The organism is Micromonospora sonneratiae (genome assembly GCF_042679305.1).
Lineage (GTDB): Bacteria > Actinomycetota > Actinomycetes > Mycobacteriales > Micromonosporaceae > Micromonospora_H > Micromonospora_H sonneratiae.
On sequence record NZ_JBHTMP010000007.1, the window covers coordinates 122,475 to 136,986 of the forward strand.

Sequence of the window (14,512 nt, forward strand, 5' to 3'; positions counted from 1 at the left end):
ATGGCCCGGGCCGGAGGCCGGATCACCGCTCTGATTCTCGCCATCGGCCTGCTGGCCGTGGCTACGGTGTCCTGGCCGTTCTTCGCCCCCACCCCCGCCTCGGCCGCCCCGGTACCCACCCGCGCCAAGGCCGAGCTGTGCACCACGGCCGAGTGGCAGGCCGACTTCCGCTCCTGCGTGGACCGCCTCCAGGACCTCACCGCATCCGAGATGGAGTGCCGTACCTCGCCCACTCCCAGCACCCCGGATTCCGGGCTCGCCGGCTGGTTCGCCGCGCGACCAGACTCGTCCACCAAACCCGGGCCGAAGGGGCTTTACAGCGACTACGGGTACGCCGGATACAGCTACACGACGTACGACGTCGGTGGCTGCGCCTCGACGGTGCTGCACCCGGACTACAAGGTCACCACGATGGTGGCCAACGGCGAGTTCATGTTCGCCACCGCCATCATCGGTGCCTCCAACGCACTGCGCGAGCGGGCCTGGGATGCCCGGAGCATGTGGGGCTGGGCCGACCCGCTGGTCGAACAGGCGACCAAGGCCATCTACGAGAAGGTCTTCAGCGTCTTCGGCATCGTCACGCTCTGCGTGGTGGGGCTCTATCTGCTCTGGCGGTCCCGCCAGTCCGACATGAGCAACGCGATGACCACCGCCGGCTGGGCCGTATTTGTCATGGTCGCGGTAACCGCCCTGGCTGCCTGGCCGGTGAAGTCGGCCAACATGGCGGACAGTGCCCTGATCTCCACGCTCGGCGTGGTACACGACGCCGTCGGTCCCCGCGCCAAGGACGCCCCTATCGGCGAATGTGATGACCCGAACGCGGACGCCTGCAAGGACCACCGGCCACCGGCGGTACGGGCCAGCGACACCTCGACCGAGAGCATGCTCTACCGCAACTGGTTGCGGGGGGTGCTCGGCTCTGCGGACAGTGAAACCGCCAAGAAGTACGGCCTCGCGCTGTACGACGCAAAGTCACTGTCCTGGGAAGAGTCCCAAAAGCTGCGTGAGAACCCAGCCACCCGAGACGCCACGATCAAGGCGAAGCAGCAGCAGTGGGCAAAGGTGGCCAAACAGATCAAGGCAGAGGATCCCGAGGCATACGAATACCTTCAGGGCAGTCGGGACATGGACCGGGTCGGCGCCGGATTCATCGCCGTACTGGCCGCCATCCTCTTCGCCATGTTCGACCTCACCGCGTCCCTGCTGGTCCTCCTCGGTTTCCTGATCTTCCGGTGGGCCGTCGTCGCCGCTCCGGTACTGGGAACGGTCGGACTGATGCGCCCGGCCAGTGCCGGCCTGCGCAGACTGGCGAACGCGGTCATCGCGGCGGTGTTCAACATCGCCATCTTCGGCACCGGAGCCGCGATCTACCTGCTGGCCGTGGACCTGGTGATGAGCACACCATCACTACCTGGCTGGCTGCAGGTGGTGCTGGTCTGGCTCTGCGGTGTCGTGGGCTGGCTGCTGCTGCGTCCGTACCGACGCATCACGCAGATGGGCGGCAAGGACGGTACCGCCGCGATCGCTTCCGCCGGTTCCTGGCACCGTAGGTTCTTCCGGGACATGCGGGAGGCCGCCAAGCTGAACGTGGCCGAGCCGGGCGCGACCGCCGAGCCCGGCAGCAAACGTCGTGCGGTGGTGGCGGAACAGACCAGGCTCCGTCCCGAGGCACGGCTCGAGGATCCGAGCCACGCCGACACTTCTCGGCCAGCACGGGAACGGTCGGCCGAGGAGAGCACGTCCGGTACGGACCGCCCCGAAGCCCGCCCAGCCACCGGCCCGGCACGGGTCCGTCGCCGGAGGCCCGCCGAGTGGACCGCACCCGACGTACCGGAAGAGGCGCCCTCCTTCGTCGTCTACCGGCCTGATTCCGTCAAGCAGTCGGAACCGAGGGCAGTTCCCCGGGTGCGCTCCGAGGCGAGGTGAGTGGTGTGAAACGTGCCTTCGATTTCCTCGCCACCCGCCTTCTGCGCTCCCGGCTCGGTGTCGCGTTGGTGATCGCCGTGGTCGTCCTCGGCATCATCGGAGCCGCACGACTCCTCGCTGGCCCGATCGACGCCGGTTCGGATCTGATGGGGCGGCCGGACCAGCCGATCACCACGGTCGACCCGACCGCCGGTGATGACGGAGCCATCGCCACGGCGCTGCCCTCGCCGGTCACGAGTCCGGGTGCAGCAACTCCCGCATCCGTCGCCCGTAGGTTCGCCCTGGCCTGGCTGGCACATCGGGATGTGACCGCCGAGCAGTGGCACGCCGGCCTACGGCCACTCTCCACACCTGCGCTGACCGAGAAGATGACCGATGTCGACCCGATCTCCGTACCGGCTGACCGGCTCACCGGCGAGCCGGTCCTCATCCCGCAGACCGAGGGTTTCGTGGAGGTAACGATGCTGGTCGACTCGGGCCGGCTACGGCTGGAACTGGTTTCCCAGGACGGACAGTGGCTGGTCGACGCCGTGGACTGGGAGCGGTCATGACCGACGTGACGGAAGACTCCGGGTCGGTCCCACCGCCCCGTAGACCAAGACGTCCCGGTGCCGCGCTCGCACTGGCACTGACCGGTGCACTGGCCCTGCTCTGCTGCACCGGTGGCATGGGGGCGATTGCCCTCACCGAACTCAGCAACGAGAGCGAGAACAGTCCGGTGGCAGCATCCCTCGGCTGCGGCGAGGGTGGCGTGGTCGACGTGAACGGCAAACTTCCCCGCATCGGCCCATACGGGCCGACCCAGATGCGTAACGCGGCGATCATCATCAAGGTAGGCAAGGAGATGTCCATCCCACCGCGGGGCTGGGTGATCGCGGTCGCGACCGCAATGCAGGAGTCATCCCTGTCCAACCTGCCGCATCTCGGTGCCAGGAACGACCACGACTCGGTCGGGCTGTTCCAGCAGCGCCCAAGTCAGGGCTGGGGCACCCCGGCCCAGCTACAGGACCCGGCCTACGCCGCGCGCAAGTTCTACGAGAAGCTACGCACCGTAGGCAACTGGCAGACCAGACCGCTGACCTCGGCTGCCCAACGCGTACAGCGCAGTGCCTTCCCGGATGCCTACGCGAAGCACGAGGCGATCGCGATCCAGATCGTGAACGCGTTGGCTGACGGCGCGGCCCGGGCGGCGTCGGTGGCCAACAGCGAGAGTCTGCGTTGTGCCGACAAGAACGCGGACATCGCCGCCTCGGGATGGGCAGCTCCGATTACGGGTGGCGTCGGTTCCGGTTTCCGCTCCGCCAGTCGCCCGGCCCATCAGGGCGTCGACATCGCCGCTCCGAAGGGAACCCTGATCAGGGCTGCGGCCACCGGCCGTGTCGTCGTCTCCAGGTGCGATCCCGACAACCGGGGTCGGTTGAGCTGTGACGTCGACGGCTACCCCGGCAAGGGTGGCTGTGGTTGGTACGTCGACATCCTGCACGCCGGCAAGGTGATCACCCGCTACTGCCACATGATCCGCAAGCCCCGGGTCAGCAAGAACGACATGGTGCAGGCTGGGCAGGTGATCGGTGAAGTCGGGTCGAGCGGCAACTCGTCCGGGCCGCACCTGCACTTCGAGGTGCATCTCAACGGCGACCGCAGCAAACACGGTGCCACCAATCCGGTGCCGTTCATGCGGGAGCGGGGAGCCCCCCTACGGGCCGGCGGGCGGCCCTCCAGGCAATGACGTTCGATCCAGTTCCTGATCCGTTCGCTGACCAGCCGGACTGGGTACCTCGCCCGCCCCGGCCGATCGTTCCCGTTGCGGCCAGTGGCCGGGTGGAGCTGCGGGGACGGCGCGTCCTGGTCGGCCTGCCCGGGCTCGGTTGGCGTACGGATCTACGCGCCGATGAACGGGTCGTGCAGGGCAGTCGGACCTACGTACCGGTCATTCCCGAGCACGAGTGGTACCGGGCCGAGGCCGAGCAGGTCGAGGTCTTCGCCCCGCTCGTACCCGCCGACCGGGTCTGGGTCGAGACCATCGGCGACGCCCGTGACACGACTGCGGACGCCTCCCGTTCCGACCTGTTGGCCCGGTTGGTGTCGCTCGATGCGCCGGTGCACCGGGCACCGCTGCCGGCGATGGAGGTCGACTCGATCTCCGGCCGACGGGTGGTACAGATCGTCGACGGCACTGAACACCGCGATCTGCGGGCCGTGACCGAGGTCTATTCAGGCGCGGAAGGGGACATCTGCGTACGCGTCACCGGAGAACTGGACTGGTACCGCTGGGCGTGGAGCGGGCAGCCGCCGACCACTCTGGAGGTCCCGGTCCATCTTCTGTGGCTCGAGTAGGGTTCAGCTGACCCGCTGTGCGCTGCACACTCGCCAGCCGTCCCGATCGACCACATCGAATGCCCACTGTTCGCGGCGACTGCTGCGTGCCTGGCCGTCGGCGGTGGCGAACCCGGCGATAGTCAACGTCGTCTGCACCGTTTCACCCTGGTCAGCCTTGGAGCGGGTCAGCGAGCCCCAGGTGATGCGCACCTTTACGGCAAACTCTCGCTCCCGACGTTCTGCCTCGGCGCGCAGGTCCCTGACGGCATTCAGAGAAGGGCTGGCACAAACGTACTGATTGGCCCTCACGTCGTCTCGATCTACGAGGAAGGCCCGGAGGTAGTTGTCGACGACGACGTCGGGGGCGCTGCGGTCCGGGGCGGTGGCGTTGTCGTAGAGGACGTAGGCGACGGCGACCCCGCTCAGACAGAACAGGGCGACAACTGCACTGACGACCACCAGAACCCTGCGCAGTCGGCTTCGACGAGGGGTGGTGCCTGGTGGCACCGGGCCCGGCAGGGCCTGGTCTGATGGTGTCCGTTGCGTGGGTACACGGGACACCTGGGAACCGGCTGGGGGGTGCACTGATTCCACCCCTTGAGGCTATCTGTTGAGACGCTCGTACCCAATGGCCCGGAAGGCCGGATAACTGACTGACCACCGTACGGCCGGAGCTGGTCGCCAGCGGAGCGACCAGGCCGGGCCCATCGCTGGCGTCCGCAAAACTATGTCTTCGCTGCGTTACCGTCACAGTCCAGAAGAGTGTCTGACCAGGCCAGCATCTGACTTGACGGTCACACCGTGCTGGCAGCATGCCGAAGCTCCAGCCATCAGGGAAGGGGAAACGGTGGCCAGCTTGAAGGCGCGGGTAAGCCACGCTGCCGCACTACATCGCCAGGCCGCTGCGGCGGCCACCGCTGCGGCCACCGCACTCGACGCAACCCGTCCTGCACCGGCCGATCAGCTGGAACAGCACGACCTGGCCGAGCGGCTGCGGACGGCCGCAGCCGTGCTGGTGCCCGGCTGGCTGGGTGCTCCGCTGGACTCCCGGTTGGACGCTGCCCCACTCGGTGGATCGATTGTGCCAGCATTTGTCCGAATTGGTACGGCGCAGCCGCTGGACGACGCCAGGTTCCCGGCCGTGGTGCCGCTGCTCGGCACCGGCCATCTCACTCTCGACGCGGACGTCCGTGACCCGCGCGTCGCCGGTCTCGTCCGGGCGGTACTGCTTCGCCTGCTGGCCGCCGCGCCGGCCGGCTCGCTACTGGTACGAGGCGTCGACGCCGCCACGTCAGGCCTGCTGTTCGCCCCGTTCGCGCCCCTGGCGGATGCGGGCCTGATGCCGCCCCCAGCCACCGACCGGGCCGGCCTCCAGGCCGTCCTGACGGAGGCGGAACAGTGGGTACGCCCCAGCCGCCCCGCTGGGGCCCAGCACCGCCGCCGGGATCACACCCTGCTCCTGGTGATCGCCTCGCTGCCGGAGCTGACCGAGGGTGCCGATCTGACCCGCATCGCCGCCCTGGCCCAGCACGGACCCGCCATGGGACTGCACATGATCGTCGCTGGCTGGCCTCCGCCCCCGCTGACCGAGGAAACCACCCAACCGCCGCTCCCGCACGCCACCATGGTCACGCTGCGCAATCCGTACGCCCTGGTGAGCGACCCGCCAGGTGCCTCGTTCAGCGGTGCGGCACCGCAGTCCTCGACTACCGGGCTCAACTCCCCGGTCTTCCTGGACGAAGATCCACCAGCCCACCTGTTCGACCGGGTCTGCCGGGAACTGTCCATCCGGTTCGACACCGACCCGTACCCCGGTCTGGCCGACCTGTTGCCGGACGACACGGCCGAGCTGTGGACCGAGGAGGCTGCCGACGGCCTGGTCACCACGGTCGGGATGGCCGGCGATCGGGCAGTGACGCTGCGGTTCAACGAGTTGACCCCGCACTGGATCATCGGCGGACGGCCCGCCGCAGGAAAGACGTCTTTCCTGGTCAACGTCCTCTACGGGCTGTGCAGCCGGTACGCCCCCAGCCAACTGGCCATCTACCTCGTCGACTTCACCGAAGGCGGGTCGTTCACCGAGTTCGCGCCGACCGGGCGGGACCACTCATGGCTGCCGCACGTACGTGCCGTCGGGGTGGAGGCCGATCGGGAGTACGGACTTGCCGTACTGCGCGATCTCGACGCCGAACTCTCCCGCCGCATGGACCAGGGCGAACCTGTCACCCGGTCACCGCAGGACGGAGGGTCCCCTGCCGGCCGCCAGCCCTCGACACGACGGCGACAGCTACCTCGCATACTGTGCGTCATCAACGAGCTCCAGGTCCTGACGGGTGTCGACGACCAGGTGACGGCCGAGGCGAACGCCCGTCTGGAGACGCTGGCCCGCACCGGACGCTCGTACGGCATCCATCTGGTACTGACCGGGCGTACCGCATTCGGGGCGCAGGCACCACTCGACCACCGGGACACCGTCATCGGCCAGTTCCCGGTCCGGATCGCCCTGCCCGGGGGCGGTGACGTGCTCGAACCGACCAACGACGCGGCCGTGGGTCTGCCGCTGGGAACCGCGGTGGTGAACACGGCCGGCGGGCTCGGCGGTCCGCGTGGCGCTACCCGGGGCCACGAACGCATGGTGCGTTTCCCCAACCCGTATGCCGATCCCACCGTGCTCAGCAGTCTTCGGCATCGGCTGTGGGAGGCCCGTCCCGCCGACCATCCGGCGCCAGGGATCTTCGCCGGGTACGCGCAGCCGCAGCTCGACGACGACCCGACCTACCTGGCCGCCCTGGCCGGTCGAAGCGACCGGCCAGCCGCTCTGCTCGGGCGAATCGTGGACCTGACCGGGCGTACCGCAGTCTTTCCGCTGGACCCGATCCCGGGCCGGCACCTGGTCATCCTCGGCCCGGATCCGGCTGGTGCCGGAATCCTGCGCACCGCGGCCCGTAGCGTGGCCGCACACCACTCTTCGGGTACGGCCCGATTCGTCGTCGCCTCGCTGACCCCCGAAACGGACGGGCCCGCGACCGCGCTCGCCGGCGAACTCGGCCAGCGGCAGAACGTAGAATACGTCGATCTTGAAGGGCTGCTGCGGTCGTTCTCGGCCGAGCAGCCCGGTTACCTGGTGGTCTTCGGCATGGACCAGGCCGCCCCGGAGGGCCTGCCGACCGACCTGCTGCAGACGCTGCTGCGGGAGGGGCCGGGGCGGGGCGTACATCTGCTGTCCTGGTGGCGGCAGCCGCGCCGGCTCGTTGAGGTATTGGGCGCCTCGGTACGGGAGGAGATCAACGGCATGGTGCTCCTCGACGTACCCTCGCCCGAGGTGGACCTGTTGCTCGGTGGGCCGACCGGTTCGATTCCGCGCCCGGGACGGGCACTGCTGTATGCGTCCCCCGACAACCAGCCGACGGTGATCATCCCGTACCTGGACGAGGCCGACCACCGGCGATCGTCCGGCAACCACTCGAAGGTAGGCCATGACCAGGCAAGCCAGCCAAGTTGACCAGGCCGACCCGACCCCTTCCGAACACCCTGGTCAGGATCCGGTCGACACCGCCTGGGCGGAGTACCTGCTGGCCGCCCGCCAACTGGACACCGTCCGCCGCGCCGCAGCCACCGCTGCTGGCGAACAGGCCCGGTCGGTCCAGGCCGCCCGTGAGGAACTGACACAGGTACGTGCCCGGCTCGTCCCGCAGCAGTCCCGGTTGCGGAGTCTCGGCGTACCCGAGGCGGAGCTGTTGCCGACCGCACCGGAGCTGGCCGCGACCAGCCAGGAGGTGGCGGGCGGGCCGGCGGCGGTGCTGGCGACGCTACGGCGGGCCCGCGCCGCAGCCGGCGCAGCGGAGGTACGGATCACCGGGGTCGGCGGTCTGGGTTCGCTCGGCCGGATCGCCGTCAACGGGCCGGTGTGGCTACGCAACCTGGCGGTGTACGTCCCACTGGCAGCACTGGCCGTGCTCGGCCAGATGGTGCTCTATCTGGTGACGATCGGCTCCGTGGCGCAGATCGTCACGCTACCCGTCGGGCTGCTGTTGCCCGCCGCCGCGTTCGGGACGGGCTGGCTGGTCACCGGTCTGCTCTTCGGATCCGGTCGGGGTACGCCGGTGGACCGGACCCCGGCGCTCGGTGCCCTGGTGTGCCTGGTGCCGGCCATGCTGGCCTGCCTGAGCGCCGGGGTGCTGAATCTCCTGTGGTAGCCGCCGCCTCCGGTGGTGGCCGGAGGCGTATCCGGAGCTAGGAGTGGATGATCAGGGACATTGCCTCGGCACGTGACTTCGCGTCCCGTTGCAGCAGGCCGCGGACCGCCGAGGTGATGGTCTTGGCTCCGGCCTTCTGGATGCCGCGCATCGCCATGCACATGTGCTCGCACTCCAGCACGACGATCACCCCGCGCGGATCGAGCTGGGACATCAGCAGGTCGGCGATCTGCGCGGTGAGCCGTTCCTGCACCTGCGGGCGCCGGGCGTAGACCTCGACCAGCCGGGCCAGTTTGGACAGGCCGGTGATCCGGCCACTCGGCCCCGGGATGTAGCCGATGTGCGCGACCCCCCGGAACGGCAGCAGGTGGTGCTCGCACAGGCTCATCACGTCGATGTCCCGGACCACCACCAGTTCCTCGTGGTTGGCCTCGAAGGTGGTGGTGAGCACCTGGGACGGATCGACGCGTAGCCCGGCGAACAACTCGGCGTAGGCCCGGGCCACCCGGGCCGGGGTCTGCAGGAGCCCGTCGCGGTCGGGGTCCTCCCCGACCGCGATCAGGATCTCGCGTACCGCCTTCTCGATCCGTCCGAGGTCGATCGCCTGCTCGACGGGACGGCCGGTGAGCTTGCCGTTGATCAGCCGAGCGGCGAGGTAGTCCAGGGACTCATCGCCATCCGGTTCGGTCGACGAGGCGGCCGGGAGTCCCCTGTCGGGGCTCCCGGCCTGGTTGCCGGTCAGTGCGTACCGTCCGAGTTGGCTGACGGCCCACCGAACATGGCCTGCGCGCCGTCGGCTACGGCCTGCGCCTTGAGGGCCTCCTTCTCGGCCGGCGTCAACACCGGCGGCTCCGTCGAGGGCTGGCGCTTGCCGAACCCGTTGTACGGTGCCATCGGCGGACGCTTGACCACGCGCTCGCAGATCCGGGCCATGTCGGCCTGGGAGATGGTCTCCTTCTCCATCAGCTCCAGGACGATGTTGTCCAGGACGTCCCGGTACTCGACCAGGATCTCCCAGGCCTCGTCGTGCGCCAGCTCGATCAGCGCGCGTACCTCGGCGTCGATCTCGGCGGCAACCGCGTCGGAGTAGTCCCGCTCGTGGCCCATGCTGCGGCCGAGGAACGGCTCGTCGCCGCTGGTGCCGTACTTGATGGCGCCGAGCTTGGAACTCATGCCGTACTGCGTGATCATCGCGCGGGCCAGGGCGGTGGCCTTCTCGATGTCGTTGCCGGCACCGGTGGTGGGCTCGTGGAAGATCAGCTCTTCCGCCGCCCGGCCGCCGAGCGCGTAGGCCAGGGTGTCGATCATTTCCGCCCGGGTCTGGGTGTACTTGTCCTCGGTCGGCAGCACCAGGGTGTGGCCGAGCGAGCGGCTACGGGACAGGATCGTCACCTTGTGCACCGGTGCCGAGTGCGGCAGCGCCCAGGCGACCAGCGCGTGGCCACCCTCGTGGTAGGCGGTGATCTTCTTTTCCCGGTCGCTCAGCACCCGGGTACGGCGCTGCGGACCGGCGACGACCCGGTCGATCGACTCTTCGAGCGAGTCGTTCGAGATCGCCCGCTTGTCGGAGCGGGCGGTCAACAGCGCCGCCTCGTTGATCACGTTGGCCAGGTCGGCACCGGTGAAGCCCGGGGTACGCCGAGCCACCGCGTCGAGGTCGACGTCGGGCGAGAACGGCTTGCCCTTGGCGTGCACCCGCAGGATCGCCTTACGGCCCTCCATGTCCGGGGTGTCCACCGCGATCTGCCGGTCGAACCGGCCCGGACGCAGCAGTGCCGGGTCCAGGATGTCCGGCCGGTTGGTCGCGGCGATCAGGATGACGCCGCCCTTGGTGTCGAAGCCGTCCATCTCGACGAGGAGCTGGTTGAGCGTCTGCTCGCGCTCGTCGTGACCGCCGCCCATGCCAGCGCCCCGGTGCCGGCCGACCGCGTCGATCTCGTCGACGAAGACGATGGCCGGCGCGTTCGCCTTGGCCTGCTCGAACAGGTCGCGGACCCGGCTGGCACCGACACCGACGAACATCTCGACGAAGTCGGAGCCGGAGATGGAGTAGAACGGCACGCCGGCCTCGCCAGCGACGGCACGGGCCAGCAGCGTCTTTCCGGTACCGGGCGGGCCGAAGAGCAGCACACCCTTGGGGATCTTGGCGCCGAGGGCCTGGTACTTCGCCGGGTTCTGCAGGAAGTCCTTGATCTCGTGCAGTTCCTCGACGGCCTCTTCCGAGCCGGCCACGTCGGCAAAGGTGGTCTTGGGCGTGTCCTTGGTGATCATCTTGGCCTTGGACTTGCCGAAGTTGAGCACCCGGGAGCCGCCGCCCTGCATCTGCGACATGAACAGCAGCAGAAGGATCACCAGTACGGCGATCGGTAGCAGGTTGACCAACAGGGTCAGGAAGACGTTGTCGGTGGAGACCTCGGTGTCGGCCGGGCCGGTGATCCGGTTGGCCGCCTTGGCCGCCAGCACCTGGTTCCAGACCTCGTCGCTCACCTCGTACGGGAACTGGGCCTGGATCCGGTCGGTCTCGGTCTTGCCGAACTTGGCCTTCTCGGCCAGGTCGAGTTGGAGCGTCTGCTCCTTGTCCTGGAAGATCGCCTTCTTGATGCCACCCTTGTTGAGCTGGTCGAGGGCGACGGACGTGTCGACCTTGTGGTAGCTCGGGCCGCCGGTGAAGAACGAGCTGAGCGCTATCGCACCGATGATCACCAGGATGATCCAGACCACCGGGCGGCGGAAGAAACGCGTACGTTCCATACTGTTGTCGAGCGCCTCAGCGCCCGGACCCTCCTGATCGACGTCCTGACCGTCTGGTTGATTTGCCGCGCCGGACGCTCCCACGCCGCGCCACGGTCATTCGACGGTACACCGTGAATGCGAGGAACGAGCGTTCCGGGCCGACTCCCTCAAGCCTCCGTCGCCATGGATCACGAGCAGGACCGGGGGAAGCCACGGTTGGTGCCTGACCCCGACCCTATCCGGTCAAACAAGGCGGAAATCCGGCATCGTGGGCGGCATCCTCGCCACCCACACATACGTTAGCCGCCCTTCCTGAAAGCGCGCTGTACGTCCGCTCGACATTTCCCGAGGACGATCCATGATCAGGATCGGGCGTACACCTCTGGCTTGAGCACACCGACGAAGGGCAGCTCCCGGTAGCGCTCGCCGAAGTCCAGCCCGTAGCCGACGACGAACTCGGTCGGGATGTCGAAGCCGACGTACTTGACCGGCACCGAGACCTTGACCGCGTCCGGCTTACGGAAGAGCGCGACCACCTCGACGCTGGCCGCCGAACGCGACTTCAGGTAGCGCAGCAGCCAGGAGAGGGTCAGCCCGGAGTCGACGATGTCCTCGACCACCACGACATGCCGACCGGCGATGTCCCGGTCGAGGTCCTTCAGGATCCGCACGACGCCGGAGGAGCTGGTGCCCTGGCCGTACGAGGAGATCGCCATGAACTCCAACTCGGCCGGGGGGCCGTGCCGGCCGAGTGCCCGGGCGAAGTCGGCCATGAACATGACCGCCCCCTTGAGCACGCACACCAGCAGGAGTCCGTCTTCAACCGATGCGTAGTCGGCCGACACCTGCTTAGCGAGTTCCACGGTCTTCTCGCGGATCTGCTCCTCGGAAATGATCACGTGGTCGATGTCGGCGTCGTACCAGGAGCCGTCAGCCATGGTGCCTAGCCTGCCGTATGCCGTTGGCGGGCTGACGGCGGGGCAGCCTCTTCGGCGAGGTCCCACCCTCCAGCATCCGGTACGGACGTCCGATCCGGCAGGACACGCCTCTGCAGAATCGACAATGTGGGCGTTTTCGCCATGAAAACCAGGCTATCGCTGGCCAGCCGTCGACCGGACCCCAATCCCCGGAGGGAACAGCGTCGGCCCGTCGTCGCCCGGTTCGCTGGTCCGCTGTTCGTACCGTCGCCGGCGCCACCCCGGCCCGAGCGAACTCCCGCACCCTGGCCGGTCATCCGTCCCACCCACCACCGGATCCACCGGCGGGCCCGCCATCGGCCGGAAGGGCGACGAGCGCGTCGCGGTACCGGCTCACCTGGATGCCGCCGGGCAGATGCGTCGGCCCCTGCCCGTGCCAGTCGGTGATGAGCGCATCCAGCGATGTGACATGCCCGTACGACAAGGCCGCAGGCGTCGCCCCCAGTTCCCGGCTCCAGGCATGCAACACCCGGGTACGGATCGCCGCCGGCAGCCCGGCCAGGACCGGTACGGCCAGCCCACCGTCGGCCGTACGGGCAGCCTCGAACGCGTCGCCGGCCAGCGAGTCGAGCGCCGCGTTGTCCGACGCGACCAACTTCGCCGTACGGGCCAGGTTGTCCACCACCCCGGCACCGAGTGCCCGGACCAGCACCGGCAGCACGTCCGCCCGGACCCGGGCCCGGGTGTAGGAGGGGTCGGTGTTGTGCGGGTCCTCCCAGGGGGTCAACCCCAGCGCCGCACATGCCTTGCGGGTCTGCTCCCGGCTGACCTCCAGCAACGGACGCAACAGCGTCGTCCCGGCCCTCTCCCGTCGGAACGGCATACCGGCCAGACCGCGCGGGCCGGCACCTCGTGCCAGCGCCAGCAGCACCGTCTCTGCCTGGTCGTCGCGGGTGTGCCCGAGCAGCACCGCCGACGCGCCGTGCCGCCGGGCGACCTCACCCAGCGCCTGGTAGCGGGCCTGACGGGCGGCGGCCTCCGGGCCACCGGGTCGGCCCTCGACGGTGACGGTGGCCAACTCGACCGGCGCGAAGCCCGCCTGTTCGGCCCACTTCGCAACCGTCACGGCACGTTGCTCCGACCCCGACTGCAGACCGTGATCCACCGTCACCAGACCGACCGGGATCCCCAGTCGCGGTGCCACGAACGCGGCGGCGGCGGCGAGAGCCAGCGAGTCGGCACCACCGGAACAGGCGACCAGGACCGGCCGGTCCCGGCGTACCTCGGTCAGGGTGCGCCGGACCGCGACGCGGATCGCGGCGACCGACGGCGCGAGAGTGGCCACGGTGCCCGGGTCAGCCGACGTTCGGGACCGAGCCGTGCACCCGGGCCACCCAGGCATCCGGATCGCCCAGTTCGGTCAGCCTCGGCAGGGTCAGGGGCGAGCTGAAGATCCGGTTGAAGCCCTCCATACCCACCCGTTCCACGACTCCGTGGACGAACTTCCGCCCCTCGGCGTACTGGCGCATCTTGACGTCCACGCCCAGCAGCTTGCGGATCGCCTTCTCCAGGGGGTTACCGGCCTCGCGGCGGCGGTTGAACTTGGCTCGGATCTGCTCGACGCTCGGAACCACCTCCGGCCCGACGCCGTCCATGACGAACTCCGCGTGCCCCTCGAGGAGGGTCATCAACGCGGTCAGCCGGTCGAGGACGGCCTGTTGCCCCGGCGTCTGCACGATGTCGAGTACGCTCGCCCGGCTGTTCGGGTCGCGAATCGCGTCGGACAGTGTGGCCACTCCCCGACGGACCCGGTGCAGGAAGTTCTCGCCACCGGCCTGCGATGCGTCGACGAACGCCTGCACCTCACCGAGAAAGTGCCCACGCATCCACGGCACGGCGGTGAACTGGGTACGGTGAGTGACCTCGTGCAGACAGACCCAGAGCCGGAAGTCACGAGGATCGGCCTCCAGCTTGCGCTCGACCTCGACGATGTTCGGCGCGACCAGCAGCAACTGGCCCGGGTCGGCGGAGAAGACCTCGTACTGGCCGAGCACCCGGCCGGACAGGTACGCCAACACGGTGCCGGCCTGCACACCGGTGAGCCGTGAACCGATCGCGTCGGTGAACGCACCGGGTTGCTTGTCGCCGGCGAGCCGGCTGACCAGTGGGGTGATCACCTCACGGAGGCCGGCGATGTTGGTCGCCGCCCAGTCCCGCCGGTCGACCACCCGCACCGGCGGGTGCTCGACCTGGGACCGCAACCCGGTGTACGACACGACGTGGGCCGCAGCCTCGTCGGTCAACCGGCGCAGATCGGCCACCACGTCGGTTGCCTCGTCGTACGAGACCCGTGGGCCCGACTTTCCCAACGCCCCAGCGGTAGCAGCGGCCAGATCCCAGTCCACGAACTGCGCCATGGAC

Annotated in this window: 12 protein-coding genes; 6 read left to right on the forward strand and 6 right to left on the reverse strand. The window is 68.9% G+C overall.

All coding sequences use genetic code 11. The features are described from left to right. Genes ACFQ4H_RS06850 through ACFQ4H_RS06865 form a run of 4 tightly spaced genes read left to right on the forward strand, consistent with a single transcriptional unit; the run spans nt 1 to nt 4,263 of the window. Entirely contained in the window at nt 1-1,926 is a 1,926-nt protein-coding gene (locus ACFQ4H_RS06850) for an MFS transporter (protein ID WP_377568152.1), read from the forward strand. Further along, complete coding sequence (locus tag ACFQ4H_RS06855) at nt 1,923-2,477, forward strand: hypothetical protein (protein ID WP_377568154.1); 555 nt, start codon at nt 1,923-1,925, stop codon at nt 2,475-2,477. The genes ACFQ4H_RS06850 and ACFQ4H_RS06855 overlap by 4 nt, the downstream gene beginning before the upstream one ends. After that, the gene (locus ACFQ4H_RS06860) at nt 2,474-3,655 is read left to right on the forward strand and encodes a peptidoglycan DD-metalloendopeptidase family protein (RefSeq protein WP_377568156.1); all 1,182 of its coding nucleotides are present in this window, start codon (nt 2,474-2,476) and stop codon (nt 3,653-3,655) included. Before ACFQ4H_RS06855 ends, ACFQ4H_RS06860 begins: the two co-directional genes overlap by 4 nt. Then, a complete protein-coding gene (locus tag ACFQ4H_RS06865; RefSeq protein ID WP_377568158.1) occupies nt 3,652-4,263 on the forward strand; it encodes a hypothetical protein in 612 nt (203 codons plus the stop codon). The genes ACFQ4H_RS06860 and ACFQ4H_RS06865 overlap by 4 nt, the downstream gene beginning before the upstream one ends. Nucleotides 4,264-4,266: 3 nt before the next feature. On the opposite strand, the gene ACFQ4H_RS06870 is transcribed toward ACFQ4H_RS06865, so the two are convergent. Beyond that, complete coding sequence (locus tag ACFQ4H_RS06870) at nt 4,267-4,830, reverse strand: hypothetical protein (protein WP_377568253.1); 564 nt, start codon at nt 4,828-4,830, stop codon at nt 4,267-4,269. A 262-nt stretch (nt 4,831-5,092) separates the two neighbouring features. Between ACFQ4H_RS06870 and ACFQ4H_RS06875 the strand changes: the two genes are divergently transcribed. Together ACFQ4H_RS06875 and ACFQ4H_RS06880 are read left to right on the forward strand one after the other, a co-directional pair. Continuing rightward, complete coding sequence (locus ACFQ4H_RS06875; protein WP_377568160.1) at nt 5,093-7,747, forward strand: FtsK/SpoIIIE domain-containing protein; 2,655 nt, start codon at nt 5,093-5,095, stop codon at nt 7,745-7,747. Then, nucleotides 7,722-8,441, forward strand: a complete 720-nt coding sequence (locus tag ACFQ4H_RS06880; protein WP_377568162.1) for a hypothetical protein — start codon at nt 7,722-7,724, stop codon at nt 8,439-8,441. The genes ACFQ4H_RS06875 and ACFQ4H_RS06880 overlap by 26 nt, the downstream gene beginning before the upstream one ends. Nucleotides 8,442-8,478: 37 nt before the next feature. Here ACFQ4H_RS06880 and folE read toward each other — a convergent pair whose 3' ends face one another. The 5 genes from folE to ACFQ4H_RS06905 form a co-directional block, all read right to left on the reverse strand. Beyond that, entirely contained in the window at nt 8,479-9,105 is a 627-nt protein-coding gene (gene folE / locus ACFQ4H_RS06885) for a GTP cyclohydrolase I FolE (protein ID WP_377568255.1), read from the reverse strand. Between the two features lie 74 nt (nt 9,106-9,179). Continuing rightward, the gene (gene ftsH, locus ACFQ4H_RS06890; protein WP_377568164.1) at nt 9,180-11,192 is read right to left on the reverse strand and encodes an ATP-dependent zinc metalloprotease FtsH; all 2,013 of its coding nucleotides are present in this window, start codon (nt 11,190-11,192) and stop codon (nt 9,180-9,182) included. A gap of 344 nt (nt 11,193-11,536) precedes the next feature. Next, nucleotides 11,537-12,112 (reverse strand): hypoxanthine phosphoribosyltransferase, encoded by a 576-nt coding sequence (hpt, locus tag ACFQ4H_RS06895; protein WP_377568166.1) that lies wholly within the window; start codon nt 12,110-12,112, stop codon nt 11,537-11,539. 292 nt (nt 12,113-12,404) lie between these two features. Continuing rightward, entirely contained in the window at nt 12,405-13,436 is a 1,032-nt protein-coding gene (tilS, locus tag ACFQ4H_RS06900) for a tRNA lysidine(34) synthetase TilS (protein WP_377568168.1), read from the reverse strand. Between the two features lie 10 nt (nt 13,437-13,446). After that, complete coding sequence (locus tag ACFQ4H_RS06905; RefSeq protein ID WP_377568170.1) at nt 13,447-14,508, reverse strand: zinc-dependent metalloprotease; 1,062 nt, start codon at nt 14,506-14,508, stop codon at nt 13,447-13,449. Nucleotides 14,509-14,512 lie beyond the last annotated feature (4 nt).